The following is an 18,651-nucleotide window of genomic DNA, read 5'->3' as shown; positions in this document are numbered from 1 at the left end:
TGCCTAAAATCGCTGGTGCAGCTTTGAGTCCGGCTCGGACAGGTTGGTGCGGTCCTCGGCAAGCGCAGGTCCTTCCTTTCCGTGTAACCGGACAGGCAGACGTCGGCGATCAGTGCGGTCAGGATCTGTAAGGGTGCTTGCGCAGCCAGCGAAGCGACAGGAGCGTTGAGCAAGCGGGCGATCCTGCTTCTGGCTCTGCTCGCATCATTATCAATGCGGAAGGGGGTTGCCGAAACCTCGAAGGTGTCTAGTGCATGCGCCCTATTGCATTGTCGTATATCCTGGCAAAGAAACCGAACCGCTTCGGCCATGGGAGGGCCGCGGGCTATCGGCCAAAGTGCGGTACCGCTGACCTCGCCCTGTCCCTTGACGGCAGCGTGAGTAAGCGCCAGCACAATGCATATGCTCCCATCGGCATTCCCATTGTTAAAACGGAAAGCAACTTCGGTTGGTCATGTGAAGCGTACGATACAATTTTTGCTGAGCTAACTCAGAGCGCAGCTGGCTTCTAAGAGCGTCTTGCGCCATTCGTCGCAGATCAAAGCATGATCGAGATCTCACATGATATCAAACGCTGGTTGCTGGTCCTGGTTTCCAAATTGCTTTACATCTCCCGCCATGTCGACGAGTTCAGAATGTTGCGCTTCAAATCTCGCAGATCAAGCGCGTCTCATTGCGACGAGAAGCCAAAAAGCCGGAAGGTCTAGTGGCTCTGCACAGTGATTTTGACGTGTTGCGCGTCCGGCGGTCAGATTAGCTCCGGCAGGCTCTTGGGATCAACGAGGACCTCGATGCTGCGGGGTATCCTTGGCTGCCGTCTGATTAGGCCAGCTCGTTCCAGAGTCAGCACCATCTGGTGAACCGAAGGCGGGCTGACGCGAAAATACTCTTGCATGTCGGTTTCCGCCGGGGCCCTGCGGTGCAGCCGCGTATAGAGGTGGATGAAGGCAAGGTATTGCCCCTGTTTGGGCGTGAAGGTTTTTGCCGAAGGACTCACGCCGGCCATCCGATTCAGTTGTACGTGCGTGCCTCGATCAAGGAAACTCAGCCAAGTCGAGCGCACCGAACTCAAGACCCTGCTCAGCGGCGGCAAGCATGCGTCCCGCAAGCTCAAGCGAGCGCAGATTTTGCTGGCTGCCGATGCCGGGGTCGGCGACGAGGAGATCGCCAGAAGTGTCGGCGTGGGCGGCTCGACCGTGTACCGGACTAAGCGACGCTTCGTGGAACGCAATCTGGAGCGGGCGCTGAGCGAAGAGCCGCGTCCCGGGGCGGAGCGCAAACTCACGGGCAAGGAAGAAGCCTTGCTGGTGGCCACCGCCTGTGCCGGTCCGCCGGAGGGCCGTGCCCGCTGGACGCTCAAGCTGCTGGCAGGTGCGCTGGTCAAGCTCACCGAGCACAAGAGCCTGTCGCACGAGACGGTTCGGCGGCGCCTGGTCGAAAATGACCTCAAACCCTGGCGCAAGGACATGTGGTGCATTCCGCAGATCGATGGCGAATACGTCGCCCGCATGGAGGACGTGCTGGATCTTTACGCCAAGCCGTCCAATCCCGAGCGGCCGGTGGTGTGCTTCGATGAAAGCCCGGTGCAGCTCATCGGCGAGGCGCGCTAGCCAATCCCGGCCGAGCCCGGGCGGCTCAAACGTTACGATTACGAGTATCGTCGCAACGGTACGGTCAGTCTCTTCGTCCTGCTTGACGTGCATCGTCCCTGGCGCAAGGTCAAAGTCACCGAGCGGCGCGCGGCAGAAGACTACGCCCAATGCATGCGCGAGCTCGTCGACATCCATTATCCGACGCCGAGACCATCCGGGTCGTCCAGGACAATCTATCGACTCATTCTGCCGGCGCCCTCTATCAGGCGTTCCCGCCTGCCGAAGCCCGACGGATCTTGCGGCGGCTCGAGTTCCACTACACCCCCAAACGCGCAAGCTGGCTCAACATGGTCGAGATCGAGATCGGCGTCTTGCGGGGACAGTGCCTCGATCGCAGGATCGATGACCCCAAGCGGCTGCGCCGCGAAATCGCCATTTGGGAACGCCAGAGGAATGCCGCACGCTCCCGCATCAAATGGATGTTCACGACAGACAGGGCCCGCGCCAAAATGGGCCGCGCCTATCCCGACACTTCCAAAGAGTCATAATAATTGTGCAGAGACACTAGTACGGCCAGCACACTATCTGGCAAACGGGGACGAACTCGCAAAAGTTCCGCAGCTGACCGCCACCCATTGCGCGCGCAGTCAAACCGGCTGGCCGCCGCAGATTCCGAGTGCGTACGTCAGATCGTGGACGGCATGCTGCGAGAGGCCAAACCCGACAATAACACGATCTACAGCCTGGCTGGCAAGGAGATAACCACAGCGCGATCTGCCGAGCTGGCGACTAAGCCTAACGCATTCAAGCGTGGAGCACGGAATGGCGGCGACGATAGAGCACGTCGCCACCTTCATGCGCCGAGGACTCGGCCCTACGTTGCAAACAACGTCAATTTCCTGCGCGCCGCATTTGCCGTCGCTGAACTTTGTTCGCAGTGATGCTGTGACTTAAGCGTATCACTCGGCGAGAATGGAATAATTGACAGCGCGACCTATCCCGCGACGCAAACCCTCCAGTCTCAGGGCCTGCCCGGGCGCGATATTGGCAAGATTGACATCCGGGCCGAAATCCTGCAGCAGGCCGACATGTTGTTTTGGGTAGCGGTACGGATCAGCCTCAATCAAAATTCGTTCGAACCAAGGCGCGGCCGCCAGCGCCTTGAGCAGATCGGGCGCGCTTTTTGCAGCCATGTCTATCTCGGACTGCTCCACGATAATATGGTCGACGCCTCGATTGGTTAACGAAGTGACGAGACCTTCAAGTTCTTCCATCCGCATCGGCTGCTCGGGGTTCTTACGCCCAAATTCGTAGATAACCGAAAGCCCAAGGCGCTGAAAGCGCTCGATGAACGAAAGACGCTCGTTGTCGTTCAGCGTGATGTAATTTTCCGAAATCTCCAGAGAAGTGAAGCCGATCGAACACAGATGACTACTGAAGCGATCGATTTCGTTGCGCTGATAAGCATATTCGAACAGAATGCCGCCTGAATAGCAGTTCACTCCCGAGTCGCGGTACAGTTTGACGATCCGCTGCACGACCGGTTTTGGCAAAAGCAGTGCGTTCATCGCATAGATCTTGGCGAAGTCGATATACTCGGCCGCGCAATCAAGCAGATCGGCCACGCCTCGCTCTCCCGTCCAACCGAAGCCGTCCGGACCGTAGTCGATAACCGCTGTCATCCCTCGCTTGCGGGGTTTCCCCTGGCGCGCGGGGGGAACAAAGCCATCGTCGTGCGATTGCATCTCACTCATCAAGCTATCTTTCTGGCCAGAGCAGCGGCCAGCTCCTCAAACTTCCGTCGGCGAATATACACGGCCCCATCCATAATGATCCGTGCCGTACGCTCGATTTGCGCGCTCTCGATGATCGGGCCACTTGCTCCCTGAGCGATACTCGAGGCTACTCGCAGCACGCCGCTCGGATGGCCAAGTCGGACGTTCTGCAACGGCTTGCCGATGGCTGCCGCAACTACCGAGTTCGGGACCGAGCAGGCCACTGCGGTACACACCGCACCGGTGACGGCGAGCGCCTTGTGGGGGCGCTGCATGGCGAGCTGCCGAACGCAGATATCGATGTCCGATGCCGCGACCTCATGGCCACCAATAGCCGAATAGGACCTCGGCGGCGAGACCATTATTACACGCGGAATGTTTGGGCTTTTGGTGCGGGCCTCGGCTTGATCTGTCACCAGACCGAGTTTAACAGCCGCCCATCCCCTAACCTGCTCCAAGCGGGACATTAGCATTTCGTTGATGCGTAGCGCGTCCGGCGACTCGGTGCCGACTGCCCCGACATCGACCGCGTTGACAAAAACGAATGGTGTGGCCGCGTCGATCAGTGACACTTCAATGGTCTTGCCATCGATCGATATAGCTTCGCGAGCGCGCCCCGTGGGCAATAGCTTGCCTGATACGGCGCCGGCACAATTGCCGAAATCTAAACGGATCGGCGCCCCCGTATCGGGCACACCGGCGATTGCGCAGTCGCCGTCTGACAGCGGCTCACCATCGCGAACCGGAATGCGGGATACCACGACCTGCCGAGTATTGGTGTTATATATCCGCACAATCGTTTCTGGCTCGACCGCATCGATCAAACCGCGACGGATAGCGAACGGCCCGACCGCGGCAAGCATGTTACCGCAGTTGCCACCTGTCGAAACCGAAGGATTATCAATGCCGACTTGGTAGAATGTATACTCGATCTCGGCATCCGGGCGCGACGACAACTTCACGACGGCGGCCTTGCTGGTCAGTGGATCTGCGCCACCGATACCATCGATCTGGCGGTCGTCCGGCGATCCATACGCCGCGAGCAGGACGGCAGCCCGTTGGACTTCATCCTGCGGCAGATCGTCGTCCAGGAACACGCCCCCCCGACTGGATCCCCCGCGCATAAATGTGCAGCGGATCGGGATTTGATCTCCGCCGCCCGCATTCATTGCGGACGGCATGACCGGATCGACGTTTGCGTTATGCTGCTCGAAGCGACGGCCCATTATCCACCACGGCAGCTTGAGGAACGACATCGGCCTTGGGTTGCTTTTCGAGCGACATCATGAGGTCGCTGATTCGACGTGCTTGCTTCTCTTCGATCACCATAGTCGTCATCGCCAAGAACTTCGCTTCCAGCTCGTCGGAGGTGAGAGGATTGGACGGTTCACCCTTCGGCTCGAGGGAGCTGCGAGTCACGACTTTGCCGTTCTTCAGCGCGATGTCGATCTGAGCCTGACGTCCGCCCAGTCCATAGGCCGCCTCCTTCTGCAACTCGATCTTCCCCATGCCCTCGTGGACAGCCGCCTGCTTGTAGCCGTCCCAATATTCCTTCAGGCCATTCTTTCCGGAGGCCAACGCCAGCGCGATGCTAAATTGCGTGCTGCCCATCGCCGCATTGAGGTTGGTAACTTTTGGCTTTGACGCCTGACGAATCGCAAGCTCGCTCATATGAACGGTAACACGATCGACATTGTCGAGACGCACGCCGTCGAGCGCGAACGCATCCTGCGCGAGGTCGATCGGGCCGTGGGCATATCGGCACGCCGCATGTGGCTTGAATCCGACTTCCATGATCGCGAAATGCTTGCCGAGGTTGTCTTGCAAGTCGTCGAGGCGGACACTGTCCGTGAAGGCATTCAAGAAGCCCTCGCGCGACTCTAGCACTTTCTTAGGACCGCTGAAGCCGCGGCTCGCCATGATCGCCGCGAGAACGCCGTTAAAGGCGGACTTACCGGGGCTAAAGGGTTTTGCCATGCAAGGATCGTCGAGATATGACTGAATGCCCGCCGACTGCATGCAAGCCAATCCGATGGCCCAGGCGATCTGTTCAGCATTGCAGCCCAGAAGCTTCGCGCACATAGCAGCAGCACCGATGGCTGAAACGGTTCCAGTCGTGTGATAACCGCGCTGGCGGTGACCGGGATTGATCGCTTTCGCGATTCGGATTGCCACGTCATAGCCTGCAACAACCGCCGTGAGGACGTCTTTACCTGAAGCGCCCGACAGTTCCGAAATTGCAAAGGCTGCCGGAACGAGAACGGAACCGGCCTTTATCAATCCAGAGCCATGCGCGTCGTCCAGCTCGATTCCGTGCCCCATCATCGCATTAACGAGCGCAGCATTGGGCGTCGGCACTTTCATGCCATGGCCAATGATGGTGCTCTGCGGCGTGCCGGCCCACTCTTTGACAAGCTCGATGACTTTATTTGCTGGCTCGCTGATAGCGGATGCAGCAATTTCATTACCAACGCCATCGCGCAGGATCAGCTTCGCCTTGTTGCTGACGTCAGCGGGAATTTCCTCGAACTTGAGCAAAGCAACGTGCTCAGCGAAACGCATCGTTAGGCCGATGAGGGCCTCAGATTGCTGGGGGGTCGACACAGAGGTCATCGAAAGGCTCCACAAAGATGATGGTAGTAGTGCATAATACTATCATTTGGCGATGTGTCAACGCTATCGGGTCTGAGCTCATGATGCGATCTCGCCCGCGGATTTCAGACGTGGCTCTGCTACAACTACTCATCTTGGCCTTTTAAGCTATCGGAACTGAACTTCCCGATGACGAAGCCATTGAAGGAGACGTCGCAAATCTAAGAAAAAGAGCGTGCGAGCGCCTTCAGGCAAGCATCGGCGGATATCGAAAGCTCCGCTGGGGCCGCTCTTTGATGCGTCGTTGCTGTGATTTTTCTGTGCGCATCCAGAAGACCCCAGATAGCGCAGGTAACGCTCGTCAGGGAGCGACGATGGCTTGCTGAGAGGCCTTCAATTCCACAGCAGCTGGTCGGCGACTCTGTTGGCTGGACGCACAAGTAGCCGCGCAGGACGTCCGAGAGCCACGCTTTGGGATCATCATCGGTCATCTTGCAGGTTCGATGATCGTGTAGACGCCCTCTAGCACGGTGATTACCGGCGTCTGAGCCGGCGAAGGTCGAGTTTCATCTGCCGGCCGACACCCTCGCGCTGTTCAGCAGCGTTGTTGGTGAGGGAAGCGGGTGAACGCGGCCCACCGGTTCAGCAGCAAGTTGATCGCTTTCGCGATGTCGGCGCGGTGCGCCGTTCGCCGGCGAATCCCTCGATCACCCCCGCGGTCGCCAGCGCAGTCGACGAACAGCTTGTCGCCGGCCGCACGCGACTGGCGCATCGCAAACCTCTCCGTCAGCATCCCGGAATTGTAGCGAGATCGTGTCGGCATCTGAGCGACCGGCGAAGAAGCTGCGCTATCGCCGCTCCTACCAACAGCGCGGAGGTCGGCATGCGCGCGAGGACTGTGCGTAATCTCGATACTTCGCTCAGCCTCTTCATCCTGGAAATGGATTCCGAGATTCTATTCTCGGGCGACGTCGGCATACCAGGGCGGGCACGGGACGACGTTTTTAGAGTTTGACGATCTCGTGCAATCTGTGCTCCACTACGTACAAATGTACGCTGAACGTACGAGCGGAGACAGCATGATTACGCGACGGTTATTCCACGTCGGCGTTATTGGGACGGCCGTCATGGCCAATGCGCCTTTTGCCCGGTCTGCCAGTTATCCGACCAGAACGATAAGGTTGGTCTGCCCATTCCCTGCCGGCGGCGTTGTCGACGTGCTGTCTCGGTCGCTAGGACAAACCCTTTCGACCGAGCTTGGCCAGACGGTGATCGTGGATAACCGCGCGGGAGCTGGGGGCATGATTGGCTCTTTAGAGGTCGCGCGCGCTAACCCTGATGGCCACACCTTGCTCTTCAATTCGTCGAGCCTTGTACAGGCGCCGGCCGTTGCCGCCCAGAAACTCTATGATGCGGTGGACGATTTCACGACGATCGGCTCGCTCGGCCGGACCGTGATGCCACTCGTGGTCCCCGCCCTGTCTCCCGCCAACACGATGGAAGAATTTGTCGCCTACGCTCGCGGCAAAAGACTTGCATACGGCACTTTTGGCGCCGGCACCACGAGCCATGCTTTTCAGCAGCTATTTTCCGACTATAACAAGCTCGAGATGGTTCATGTGCCCTACAAGGGCGAAGCGCCGATGCTCAACGATCTGTTGAGTAACCAAGTGGCCTGCGCAATGGGCACGATGAGCACGATAGCGCCTCAAATCGAGGCCCGTACGGTCAAAGCTTTGGCGATGCTATCGCCCGATGAAGTCGACGGCTTTGCAAACATTCCGACATTTAAGAACCTGGGCTATCCTGCCGAATTCGATTGGCGAGGCGGCTTCATTGGCCTGTTTGGTCCGGCAAAGCTTCCCGCGGAGATAACGGATATCCTCGAGAAGACTTTTACCAAGATCGTTTCAACCAGCGCGATGCAAAATATCATGAAGCAGAATTTCGTCGTCGGCAAGCCAAGCGTTGGTCGTGATGCCGCCTCCGAGGTCGCCGCGACGCAAGAAGCATGGACAAGTCTTGTCTCGCGGCTTGGCCTGGTTATTAACTGAAACTCAACAACCCGCCAGGAGTGAACTCCGTAATCTCGTAGAACGCCACGAGCGCAAAATGGACTTTGGCTGGTTGTCAGACGTCAGCTTCGACCCATGCAGGCACCTGCCGAATCACTGCACGCCGCAGATCGTCGTAGCCGACGCGGCAGAGACCCGGGGCTTCCGTCCAGCCGCGGAGAATGCAATATGACGAAGTTGCGAGCCGAAGACACCGAAAGACGTCAGGCAGCGGGCCGCGGGCCCGATTTCCTCGAAGTGCTATCGCGCAGCCTGAGCGTCATCGAGACACTTGGCAATCATCGCGAGCCTCCGACTATCAGCGATCTGGCAAGGGCGACGGATCTTCCCAAGCCGAGCGTCCGCAGGATCCTGCACACCCTGACCACGCTTGGCTATGCAGAGACTTCGGGTCGTACTTTCAGGCTGACGCCAAAGGTCGTCCGTTTTGCGACGTCCTACCTTGCGAGCGGCGGTCACGCCCAGGTGCTGCAGCCTGCCTGTGAAGAGCTCTCGCGGATCACAGGACAATCCTGTCTGGTCGGCGTCCTCGACGGCGCAGAGGTGCTCGTCGTCGCCTACACGATGCCCGAACAACTGATGTCGCGATCGCTAGGGGTGGGCACGCGGTTTCCCGCCTACTGCACCGCGGCCGGTCGCGTGCTGCTGGGCCAGAAGACCGAAAACGAGCTCACCTCCTACTTGGCGAAACTGAAGCCGGTCGCACAGACAGAGGCGACGCAGACCGATAAAGCAGTCATCAAGTCCGAGATCATGGCCGCGCGCAAACGCGGCTACAGCGTGATGGAAGACGAGTTCGTCATGGGATGGCGCACAGTTGCGTTCCCTTTGTATCGGCACGACGGCTCGATCTTCGGAACGCTTAATCTCAACTGCAAAAAATCGCCTACGCTGACCAATGACGAATTCGACCGCTTCGTCGGATTGTGCGGACGGAAAGCGGAATCATTGAAGTCGCTTCTCATATGAGCACCGGATCTGTCGGAGACATTCCTTGACCAAGAAGATCGAAACCCGCCTTGCCATTGACATCGGCGGCACGTTCACCGACGTGGTGCTCGATGGCCCCTTCGGCAGGGTCACCCGCAAGGTCCTCACTACGGTTGCGCAGCCCGAGGTCGGGTTGATGAACGGCGCGAAGCAGCTTCTCGCGACGGTCAACCTCGACTTCTCGAAAGTCGACGTCTTCATCCATGGCACGACGCTTGCGACGAACGCGGTGCTCGAACGTAAAGGCGCGAAGACGGCACTAATCGCGACCGCTGGCTTCCGCGACGTGTTGGAAGTCGGCAGTGAGGGGCGTTACGACCAGTACGATCTGCAACTAACCAAGCCTCTGCCGCTGATACCCAGAGAGCGCCGCTACACCGTGGCCGAGCGCATCGACGCAAAGGGCGACGTCAAGCTCGAACTGGATCTCGCGGAGCTCGCCGAAATCGTCAACAAACTCAGGAAAAGCCTTGTCGAGAGCGTGGCGATCGCTTTCCTGCATTCATATGCGAATTCGGAGCATGAACGGAAGGCCGCGCGCTTCCTCGCCGGGCAGATGCCCGACCTGTCGATCACAATGTCGTCCGACGTCTGCCCGGAAATCCGGGAGTACGAACGCACGTCAACAGCGGCCGCCAACGCCTACGTGAAGCCGCTCATCAACGGCTATCTTGAAAGGATGGAGGCGGCGCTCACGGCAGCGGGCTTCACCGGTCGGCTTTTCCTAGTGACGTCCGGAGGCGGTCTGACTTCCATCGAGACCGCCAAACGCTATCCGATCCGGCTGGTCGAGTCCGGCCCCGCGGGCGGAGCGATCTACGCCGCACAGCGCGCCCGCAGGCTTGGGGACAAGCGGGTCGTCTCTTTCGATATGGGCGGTACGACCGCAAAGGTCTGCCTAATTCAGGACGGCGAGCCGGTCACCGCCAACTCGTTCGAGGTCGACCGGACGCACCGCTTTATGAAGGGCAGCGGGCTGCCGCTGCGGATCCCAGCCGTCGAGCTCGTCGAGATCGGAGCGGGCGGCGGATCCATCGCAGGCGTCGACCGGCTCCGCAGGGTCACCGTCGGTCCGCAGAGCGCGGGCTCGCAGCCGGGGCCGGCCTGTTACCCGGGTGGTGGGTCCGGGGCGACAGTGACCGACGCCGACCTCGCGCTAGGGCTCTTGGATCCCGGCGCGTTCGCGGGCGGACGAGTTCAACTCGATCCGCAGGCAGCCTCCCGTGCGCTCGACGCCGCCGTTGGCAAGAAGCTCGGCCTTTCGAGCAAAACGGCGGCCTTCGCCATCACCGAGACCGTGTGCGAAAGCATGGCGAGCGCGGTCCGCGTGCACGCAGCCGAACGCGGCGAGCCCATCGCCGACTATACGATGATCGCATTCGGCGGTGCGGCCCCACTGCACGCCGCTTGGGTTGCCGAGAAGGTCGGCATCCGCAAGGTGGTCGTGCCGCGCAACGCGGGCGTCGGCTCGGCGGTCGGATTCCTAGAGGCGCCGATCTCCTTTGAACTGATCCGGAGCAAGCACGTCAATCTCGCTTCCGTCGATCCAGCCGAGATCGGCGCTTTTCTCGACGCCTTGGCGGCCGACACCATCGCCCTGGTGAAGACCGAGGGCGCAGAGCTCGTCGAGCGTTGCGTGGCGCACATGCGCTACGTGGGCCAGGGTCATGAAATCTCGGTTGTCCTGCCGGACCGGTCCAAGCCTCTGACGGGCACCGTGCTGCGCGAATGGTTTGAGGATCTCTACGGACGCCTCTTCACCCGGTTCATTCCGGGCGCTGCCATCGAGGTCCTGAGCTGGTCGGTGACTGTCTCGACGACGCGCAAATCCGTCGAACCGACAGCTCTCATTTGGAACATCGGCGAGCCATCGGATGCAGGCGTGCGCGAGGTCTTTGATGGCACGGCCTCGAAGTCCATCGTTGTCCCCGCCTACAATCGTTCGCAGATGGCAAATGGATTGACCATCCGCGGCCCGGCACTCATCGTGGAGGACGAGACCACGACCTTCATCACATCACGCTTCTCCGCCTCCATCGACGGGGACGGCAGCATCGTCATGCAGCGGATCGCCGCCTCGGAACAGGCGGTCGAAACCCGAAATCTAAATTCCGCGATCCACCATCAAGTCCTCTGGAATCGTCTGCTGGCCCTCGTTGAGGAGCAGGCGCAGATTCTGATCCGCACCGCCTTCAGTCCACTAGTCCGCGCCTGCGGCGACGTCTCGGTCGGCGTATTCGACCTTTACGGCCGGATGTTGGCGCAGGCCGTGACCGGCACGCCGGGCCACGTGAACACGATGGCAGAGTCCGTGAAACACTTTCTGGGTCGCTTTCCGACCACAACGATGAAGCCGGGCGACGCCTATATCACCAACGACCCGTGGCTCGGAACCGGCCACCTCAACGACTTCGTCGTTGTCACGCCTTGCTTCCACAAAGACAAGTGTGTCGCTCTGTTCGCCTGCACCAGCCATCTCATGGACATTGGCGGGCTGGGCGCGGGGACTGAAGCTCCGGACGTATTTGCGGAAGGTCTCTACATTCCGTTGATCAAGCTAATCGACGCCGGCACGGTCAACGAGACGCTCATGGCGGTGATCGAAGCTAACACGCGGCTTCCGGTCGACACCATCGGGGATACCTACTCGCTCGCGGCGTGCAACGATGTCGGCGTCAGGCGGCTTCAAGAGACAATGACAGAGTTTCGCCTCGATGATCTTTCGGAGCTCGCCGACTTCATTCTCGAGCGCTCCCGCCAAGCGGTGCTTAAGGAGATCGTGTCGCTTCCGAAGGGAACTTGGAGAAACGAGATGATCGTCGACGGCTACAACGAGCCGCTGACGCTCCGGGCCGCACTGACGATTAACGAGGACGGCATCGTTGTCGACTTTGCCGGCAGCGCCCCCGCGGTGATTAAGGGCATCAACGTTCCCTTGACTTACGCGACCGCCTACACGTCCTTCGCCATCAGTTGCGCCATCGCTGACGACATTCCCAACAATGCCGGATCTCTGTCCCTGTTGAAGGTCCTCGCGCCGGAGGGTTGCATCGTCAACGCCAGGAAGCCCTCGCCCGTCGGAGCGCGGCACGTGATCGGCCAGATGCTGCCGGATCTGGTGTTTGGCTGCCTCTTGCAAATCCTGCCGGAGCGCATCCCCGCCGAGGGCAGTTCGTGCATGTGGAATATCGCACTGCGCGGGACCTTCACAGTCGGAGAGCGCAAGGGGCGCAACTACTCGTTGACGGTTACCACCAGCGGCGGTATGGGAGCCCGCTTCACAAAGGACGGCTTGTCGGCGACAGCGTTCCCAACGGGCATCCAGTGCATGCCAATCGAGATCGCGGAAACGCAGATCCCCTTCGTGTTCTGGCGCAAGGAGCTCCGCATAGACAGCGGCGGTCCGGGGCGCACGCGCGGTGGTCTCGGCCAAATCATCGAGGTCGAGAACGCCGACGGCACCGCGTTCCGGCTCAGCGCCGCCTTCGAGCGCGTCAAGAATCCGGCGCGAGGACGCCTGGGCGGCGAGAACGGCGGGGCGGGCTATGTCGGCCTCGCGTCCGGACGGCCGATCGCCGGCAAGGGGCTTCAGACGATCGAGGCGGGCGACCGGCTGGTGATCCATACGCCCGGCGGTGGTGGTCTCGGCAACCCGAAGGAACGACCGGCGGCGTTGATCGAGAGGGACGTCTTCGAAGGACGTCTGTCGCAGGAAGCGGCCGCTCGTCTTTACGGCCACCGCGACCGCGAAGCTTCATGATCGAAAGAGAGCGGCGATGACGAATATTTCGACTGAGGCCCTGCTAACCCTCGAAAAGACGGCCGTCGCGACCGTCTCGACTGTCCTTCGGCAGAAGGGCTTCGCCCGTGTCTCGCTGCGCGGACCGCGGGCGCTGGTGGAAGGGCAGAAGCGCATCGCGGGGCCGGCCTACACGATGCGTTTTGTGCCGGCGCGCGAAGATATCACGACGACCATGGCCGTAGCCGGCCCCACGTCGCCGCGCACGGTCATGGAGAAGATTCCCGCCGGCGCCGTGGTGGTCGTGGATGCGATGGGGCTGCGGTCGGCCGGCGTGTTCGGCGACATCATCTGCGCTCGGATGCAGACGCGAGGCATCGCAGGTCTTGTCACCGACGGAGCGATACGCGACCTCGTCGGCATGAAGAAACTCAATTGGCCGATCTGGGCGGACGGCACCACCGCGCCGCCCTCGCCGTCCGAGTTCTTCTGTGCCGACACGCAGGTCGCGGTGGCGTGCGGCGGCGTTACGATATTTCCCGGCGACATCGTGGTTGCGGACGACGACGGTGCCGTCGTCGTGCCGGCCGCGATCGCAGAAGCCGTTGCGGTCGAAGCCTTCGAGAAAGATCGCTTCGAGGAGTGGGTCTACGATCAGGTGAAGGCGGGAGCATTGCTCGACGGTCTATATCCACCGAACGATGCGACCAAGGAACGCTACGCGAAAGAGAGGCGCTGATTCTATCGTCAGCGCCCTAATCAAAGGATTTTTCCAGGAAAGCAAGATGTCATTCGTGTCCGACGCGCTCGAGCGCATTCAACCCTCCGCCACTATCTTCGTCACGCGCAAGGCGCGCGAACTGAAGAAATCCGGCTGTGATGTCGTCTTCCTCTCCGTCGGGGAGCCCGACTTCGATACGCCGGACAACATCAAGGAGGCCGCCAAGGCGGCGATCGATAGGGGCGAGACCAAGTACCCAGGTACGCCCGGCGTGCCGGCGCTGCGGGAGGCAGTTGCCGCGAAGTTCAAACGGGAGAACGGGATCGACTACAAGCCGAGCGAAACCATCGTCGGGACGGGTGGCAAAAACGTGATCTTCAACGCGCTCCTTGCGACGCTCAACAAGGGCGACGAGGTCATCATTCCCGCGCCGTATTGGGTCAGCTATCCGGATCTCGTCCTGTTTGCTGGCGGCAGGCCAGTTTTGTGCCAACTTGTCTGTCTGACGGTTTCAAGGTGACCGCGGCGGCGCTCGAGGCGGCCATTACACCGCGCACGAAATGGCTGATTCTGAACTCGCCGTCGAACCCGACCGGTGCCGCCTACAGCGGCGATGAATTGAAGGCTCTTTCCGAGGTGCTGGTCCGGCATCCGCACGTATGGACGCTGTCGGACGACATCTATGAACATCTCACCTACGGCAATTTTGTCTTTACCACCATGGCGCAGGTCGAGCCGGCTCTCCGCGACCGAGTCCTCACGGTCAATGGCGTCTCGAAATCCTACGCGATGACCGGTTGGCGCATCGGTTACGCGGGTGGGCCCGAGAGGCTGATCAAGGAGCTCGAAAAGCTGCAGAGCCAGCAGACGTCGGGTGCCTGCTCGATCGCGCAATGGGCGGCTGTCGAAGCGCTAAACGGCCCGCAGGATTACATTGCCAAGAGTCGTTCTGTCTTCAAGGAGAGGCGCGATCTCGTCGTGTCGTTGTTGAACGAGGCGGATCATCTCAAATGCCCGGTTCCCGACGGGGCCTTCTACGTCTACCCGTCCTGTGCAGACGCGATCGGAAGGAGCACCCGCTCCGGTAAGTTCCTCCGGAACGACGAGGATTTTGCCGCGGCACTCCTCGAGGAGGAAGGCGCCGCGGTCGTGCATGGCGCCGCGTTCGGCCAGGGGCCGAATTTCCGATTGTCTTATGCGACCTCGACCGAGGTTCTCCTTGATGCCTGTGCACGCATTCAGCGGTTCTGCTCAGGGCTCAAGTAGGTCGGTTGTTGCGGGCGCCCAGGGTACGCACCTCAAGCCGCTACTCGCGCAGTTCGTCGCAAAAGTTAGTCGTCCGTGAAGAGCGGCTAAACGACTGAGCTGGGATCGCATTATTCGTTGTTGCCTGTTTTGGGATTGCAGGGTTTTGATGCTTCGGGCATCGGAACCCTGCAATTTCGTTTTGAGGATTCCATCGAATCGCCAGTCATGATTCCGTCCTCGCATCGGAGGTGGCGATGCGACCGAAGAAGCCCAAAGCGACGGGATCGGGCGATCTGTTCCGGGCCAGGCTGGACCAGATCATCAACATGAAGCACGAGCTGGTTCAGCTCGCCGGCAAGGTCGACTGGGACTGGATCGACGGCGAGATCGCGCCGCTCTACAGCGAGAACGGTCGGCCGGGCATCGCGACCCGCTTCATGATCGGGCTCTTGCTGCTCAAGCACATTTACGGCCTGTCCGATGAGGGGGTGTGCGAGCGCTGGGTCCACGACCCGTATTTCCAGTACTTCACCGGCGAAGAGTTCTTCCAGCACGCCTTCCCGCACGAGCGCTCGGACCTGAGCCACTGGCGCAAGCGGCTCGGCGACAAGCTGGAGCTGCTGTTGGCCGAGAGCCTGCGGGTGGCGCACGAGGCCGGCGCGTTACGCAGCCAGGACCTCAAGCGGGTCACAGTCGACACCACGGTGCAGCCAAAGGCCATCACCTTCCCGACCGATGCCAAGCTGCTGCACGCGGCAATCAAGGGGCTCAACCGCCTGGCGAGGAAGCACGGGGTCAAGCTGCGGCAGTCCTATCTTCGCATTGCCAAGACCGCGGCGATGATGGCGGGACGCTACGCCCACGCCAAGCAATTCAAGCGGCATCAGCGGCAGTTGCGCATCCTGCGCAGCCGGTTGGGCCGGATCATCCGCGATATCCGCCGCAAGATCGAAGGTCAGGCCGTGCTCGAGAACGCCTTCGCCCTGCCGCTCGGCAGGGCCTCGCAGATCCGCTCGCAGCAGCAGCGCCAGCGCGGCTGGAAGCTGTATTCCTTCCATGCTCCAGAGGTCGAGTGCATCGGCAAGGGCAAGGCCGCCGCACCCTACGAGTTCGGTGTCAAAGCCTCCATCGTCACCAACAACCGCCGTGCTCCAGGCGGCCTGTTCGTGCTGCACGCCAGGGCGCTACCCGATAACCCGTACGACGGTCACACCTTGCGGGACGTCATCGACCGCACCGAGACACTCACCGGCTGTGCGATCGAGCGGGCCTATGTCGACAAGGGATACCGCGGCCATGACGCGCAAAATCCTCGTCGCGTCTTCATTTCCGGCCAGAAGCGCGGCGTCTTCGGTGTCATCAAGCGCGAGTTGCGCCGCCGCTCCGCCATCGAGCCCATCATCGGACACCTGAAGACCGATGGTCACCTCGGCCGATGCTACCTCAAAGGCCGCCCCGGCGATGCGGCTAACGTCATCCTCTCCGCCGTCGGTCACAACTTCCGCCGGGTCCTCGCCTGGCTGAGGGCTCTTTGGTGCCTGATCCTGACCACCTTCATCGCGGCCGCCAGCGACCGCTCATCGCTACAATCGGCTTCTTAACGGACGACAAGTTAAGGACAATGTGATTGCGACCGCGCCGCCGGCCGCCATTGCGGCAATCGTCGCCTTGTTTTTGGTCATATCTTCGGCTAACGGCCCGCCTTCTTCAGTCAGGCCGTGACATCGTGAATTCGAAAACACGATTTTACGCGCAGACTCAATACTTCGACCGCCTCACTCCGCGGCTTCGGCAGGCGCGCTCTTAAGCTCCGCAAATTTCGCAGCCATTGTCGGATTGCCCCGAGTTAGCTTCTTAATCGTCACGTCCTGTGCCTTGTCATTGGCAAGACGCAGGTTGCGATCCGCACCGATCAAGGCATCCTTCGTCTTCTGCAGATGATCGATCGACTTGTCGATCTCCGTAAGAGCCGTCTGAAAGTGCCGGGAAGCAAGATCATAGTTCTTTGAGAATGCGGTTTTGAACGATTCGAGCTGGTTCTCAAACTGGGTTATATCGACATTCTGCGCTTTCACGAGCGCAAGCTCGGTTTTGTACTTCAGCGAATTGACTGCCGCGTTCCTTAGGAGCGTAATCATAGGCAGGAAGAACTGCGGCCGGATGACATACATTTTTGGGTAGCGGTGGAAGACGTCGACGATGCCGGCATTGTAAAGCTCGTTGTCCGGTTCAAGCAATGAGACCAAGATAGCGTACTCGCAGCCCTTCTCGATGCGATCCCGGTCAAGTTCTTTGAGAAAGTCTTCGTTTTTGCTTTTCGTCGCGGTCTTATCGCTCTCGTTCTTCATCTCGAACATGATCGAAATGATTTCAGTGCCTGCCTCGTCCGAGTCGCGGAAAATGTAATCGCCCTTGCTGCCGGTCCGCGCGTCGTTGTCCTTCTCGAAATAAGCGCGCGGAAAAGCCATCGACCGGACCCGGTTAAACTCAGTCTCGCAGTGTTGCTCGAGGGTCTCGCCCACCATCTTGGTCGAGAGGCGGGCCTTCATATCCTTGAGACGCTCGATGGCGTCGTCGCGATCTTTGATCTGGGTTTCGTACTTATCCTTCAACGATTGCTCGGAGAGCTGCTTTTCGAGCTGTACTCGACTGATGCCGCTTTTCAGCTCATCACGCTCTTTTTCGAGGGCACCTACCGCTTCAGTCACGGCGAGCTTCTTCTCAAGCTCAACTGCCTGAACCTTCGCCTTCAGATCCTGGATCTCCCTTTCCTTGGCAGTAGCAATCTTGTGCTGCTCGCTCGCCAGGAGCGCGTCAGCAAGCTCCGAGGCCGCCTTCTTTTCGCGCTCGGACTCAGCTAGCGCGTTCGCGAGTCTATCCCGCTCCTTTTCGACGGCGCTGAGCGCTTCAGCAACCGCGAGCTTCTGGGCAACGCCGCTCCCCTCAAGCTTGGACTTTAATTCCTGGATTTCAGCGTCCTTAGCAGCCGTGGTCTTCTGCAGATCGCTGCTTACCTGGGCCTTGGCCAATTCAACGGCGCTCTGCTTGTCACGCTCGGCCAGCTCCAACCGTTCGTGGAGCTGCTGAGCGAAATCCGCGTCACGGACTTGCTTCAGGATGTCCGCGTAACCGGCTTCATCAACCTTGAAGGCCTTGTCACAGTGGGGACAGATGATCTCGTGCATGGTTCCTGGCCGGATCGTGGCGCTGCTGTTGTCATTGAAAAGGGACGGACCGGCAGAATCGGACCCCAGGAGAACAAAATTAGAACGAGCGAACTTGGAACGTCAAGTCAAGCCCAGCAAGTTCTGGGCGCTTTGCTTGGACTATCCCCCGCTTTCATGAACGCCATAGGTCGGCCCAGATCACGACATTCGCTTTGATGACCACCAGTGCTCATGTCAATCAGAGTGTCCATTCCGAATCGTCCTTGCGGCAGGGCGGTATTGATCCCGACTGTGTTCGCGTCGCTGCTTTGCGCCGCGCTAAAACACGACACGGCCACGCTCCCCTCCGGCCAGCGCATCCAGATCGACCTTCGCCTGGCGGCACGAGCATCGACAATAAGTACGCCTCGATCGCGCGGATCGTCGCGCAGCGCCGCGATGCTCATGCGCTATTTCGAGCATATCGCGGCCGCGCCTGCTACGTTCAAAGTAGCTTTCGAGTCATTCTGCCGCAGTTGTCCCGCCGCCTGCGGGCGCCGTGCTTCTTCCGGACGGACTAACCTCCAATCCAGCCCCTCGAAAAAGGCCGCGAACATCGCCCGCGACATCCGCATCACGCCGTCCGCAATCGTTGGCCTCGGTTCGATCGGAACACGAAGGCCGCGCCGAGGAACGGGTCGAGACGAAGCATCTCCTGCACCTCCGTCGCAAGCCCATCATGGCCGCCGCGGAAGTCGATCGGCCGCGTTGCA

12 protein-coding genes and 2 pseudogenes are annotated in these 18,651 nt (G+C 60.2%); 7 read left to right on the top strand and 7 right to left on the bottom strand.

What is annotated here, in order from left to right:
• Positions 1–1,025 precede the first annotated feature (1,025 nt).
• Positions 1,026–2,140: pseudogene (locus XH83_RS35860) on the top strand (IS630 family transposase).
• 411 nt (positions 2,141–2,551) lie between these two features.
• On the opposite strand, the gene XH83_RS35855 reads toward XH83_RS35860, so the two are convergent.
• The 4 genes from XH83_RS35855 to XH83_RS35840 all read right to left on the bottom strand — a co-directional run bounded on the left by XH83_RS35855 (position 2,552) and on the right by XH83_RS35840 (position 6,731).
• On the bottom strand, positions 2,552–3,346 hold the full coding sequence (locus XH83_RS35855) for a phosphosulfolactate synthase (protein ID WP_206733162.1): 795 nt from the start codon (positions 3,344–3,346) through the stop codon (positions 2,552–2,554).
• Complete coding sequence (locus tag XH83_RS35850; protein ID WP_206733161.1) at positions 3,346–4,623, bottom strand: 2-methylaconitate cis-trans isomerase PrpF family protein; 1,278 nt, start codon at positions 4,621–4,623, stop codon at positions 3,346–3,348. The genes XH83_RS35855 and XH83_RS35850 overlap by 1 nt, the downstream gene beginning before the upstream one ends.
• Complete coding sequence (locus XH83_RS35845) at positions 4,568–5,980, bottom strand: MmgE/PrpD family protein (RefSeq protein ID WP_128929697.1); 1,413 nt, start codon at positions 5,978–5,980, stop codon at positions 4,568–4,570. The genes XH83_RS35850 and XH83_RS35845 overlap by 56 nt, the downstream gene beginning before the upstream one ends.
• Before the next feature lie 574 nt (positions 5,981–6,554).
• On the bottom strand, positions 6,555–6,731 hold the full coding sequence (locus XH83_RS35840) for a hypothetical protein (RefSeq protein WP_164933831.1): 177 nt from the start codon (positions 6,729–6,731) through the stop codon (positions 6,555–6,557).
• 355 nt (positions 6,732–7,086) lie between these two features.
• Between XH83_RS35840 and XH83_RS35835 the strand changes: the two genes are divergently transcribed.
• From XH83_RS35835 to XH83_RS35810, 6 genes and pseudogenes are all read left to right on the top strand, one after another.
• Positions 7,087–8,013, top strand: coding sequence for a tripartite tricarboxylate transporter substrate binding protein (locus tag XH83_RS35835; protein ID WP_164933830.1), 927 nt, complete (start codon positions 7,087–7,089; stop codon positions 8,011–8,013).
• Positions 8,014–8,202: 189 nt separating this feature from the next.
• On the top strand, positions 8,203–9,003 hold the full coding sequence (locus XH83_RS35830) for an IclR family transcriptional regulator C-terminal domain-containing protein (protein ID WP_164933829.1): 801 nt from the start codon (positions 8,203–8,205) through the stop codon (positions 9,001–9,003).
• A 25-nt stretch (positions 9,004–9,028) separates the two neighbouring features.
• The gene (locus XH83_RS35825; protein ID WP_128958244.1) at positions 9,029–12,784 is read left to right on the top strand and encodes a hydantoinase B/oxoprolinase family protein; all 3,756 of its coding nucleotides are present in this window, start codon (positions 9,029–9,031) and stop codon (positions 12,782–12,784) included.
• 16 nt (positions 12,785–12,800) lie between these two features.
• Complete coding sequence (locus tag XH83_RS35820) at positions 12,801–13,502, top strand: ribonuclease activity regulator RraA (protein WP_128929700.1); 702 nt, start codon at positions 12,801–12,803, stop codon at positions 13,500–13,502.
• A gap of 46 nt (positions 13,503–13,548) precedes the next feature.
• A pseudogene (locus tag XH83_RS35815) lies at positions 13,549–14,750 on the top strand (pyridoxal phosphate-dependent aminotransferase).
• Between the two features lie 236 nt (positions 14,751–14,986).
• On the top strand, positions 14,987–16,333 hold the full coding sequence (locus XH83_RS35810; protein WP_128929701.1) for an IS5 family transposase: 1,347 nt from the start codon (positions 14,987–14,989) through the stop codon (positions 16,331–16,333).
• Between the two features lie 174 nt (positions 16,334–16,507).
• Here the strand turns inward: XH83_RS35810 and XH83_RS35805 are convergent, their stop codons facing one another.
• The 3 genes from XH83_RS35805 to XH83_RS40485 form a co-directional block, all read right to left on the bottom strand.
• Positions 16,508–17,917, bottom strand: coding sequence for a DUF2130 domain-containing protein (locus tag XH83_RS35805; RefSeq protein WP_128929702.1), 1,410 nt, complete (start codon positions 17,915–17,917; stop codon positions 16,508–16,510).
• 107 nt (positions 17,918–18,024) lie between these two features.
• Positions 18,025–18,345, bottom strand: a complete 321-nt coding sequence (locus XH83_RS35800) for a hypothetical protein (protein ID WP_128929703.1) — start codon at positions 18,343–18,345, stop codon at positions 18,025–18,027.
• 167 nt (positions 18,346–18,512) lie between these two features.
• Entirely contained in the window at positions 18,513–18,599 is an 87-nt protein-coding gene (locus XH83_RS40485) for a hypothetical protein (protein ID WP_371746381.1), read from the bottom strand.
• Positions 18,600–18,651 lie beyond the last annotated feature (52 nt).

Origin of the sequence: Bradyrhizobium sp. CCBAU 53351, from assembly GCF_015291745.1 — a bacterium.
GTDB lineage: Bacteria > Pseudomonadota > Alphaproteobacteria > Rhizobiales > Xanthobacteraceae > Bradyrhizobium.
The sequence above is the reverse complement of the archived record's forward strand: the minus strand, read 5'-3'. Positions and strand labels throughout refer to the sequence as shown.

What these genes read in the sequence shown, in the direction of transcription:
- XH83_RS35835 (WP_164933830.1), top strand. Translation starts at nt 7,087, where the DNA reads ATGGCCAATGCGCCTTTTGCCCGGTCTGCCAGTTATCCGACCAGAACG.
- XH83_RS35830 (WP_164933829.1), top strand. Translation starts at nt 8,203, where the DNA reads ATGACGAAGTTGCGAGCCGAAGACACCGAAAGACGTCAGGCAGCGGGC.
- XH83_RS35850 (WP_206733161.1), bottom strand. Translation starts at nt 4,623, where the DNA reads ATGTCGTTCCTCAAGCTGCCGTGGTGGATAATGGGCCGTCGCTTCGAG.
- XH83_RS35810 (WP_128929701.1), top strand. Translation starts at nt 14,987, where the DNA reads ATGCGACCGAAGAAGCCCAAAGCGACGGGATCGGGCGATCTGTTCCGG.
- XH83_RS35840 (WP_164933831.1), bottom strand. Translation starts at nt 6,731, where the DNA reads ATGCGCCAGTCGCGTGCGGCCGGCGACAAGCTGTTCGTCGACTGCGCT.
- XH83_RS35805 (WP_128929702.1), bottom strand. Translation starts at nt 17,917, where the DNA reads ATGCACGAGATCATCTGTCCCCACTGTGACAAGGCCTTCAAGGTTGAT.
- XH83_RS35845 (WP_128929697.1), bottom strand. Translation starts at nt 5,980, where the DNA reads ATGACCTCTGTGTCGACCCCCCAGCAATCTGAGGCCCTCATCGGCCTA.
- XH83_RS35800 (WP_128929703.1), bottom strand. Translation starts at nt 18,345, where the DNA reads ATGAGCATCGCGGCGCTGCGCGACGATCCGCGCGATCGAGGCGTACTT.
- XH83_RS35855 (WP_206733162.1), bottom strand. Translation starts at nt 3,346, where the DNA reads ATGAGTGAGATGCAATCGCACGACGATGGCTTTGTTCCCCCCGCGCGC.
- XH83_RS35820 (WP_128929700.1), top strand. Translation starts at nt 12,801, where the DNA reads ATGACGAATATTTCGACTGAGGCCCTGCTAACCCTCGAAAAGACGGCC.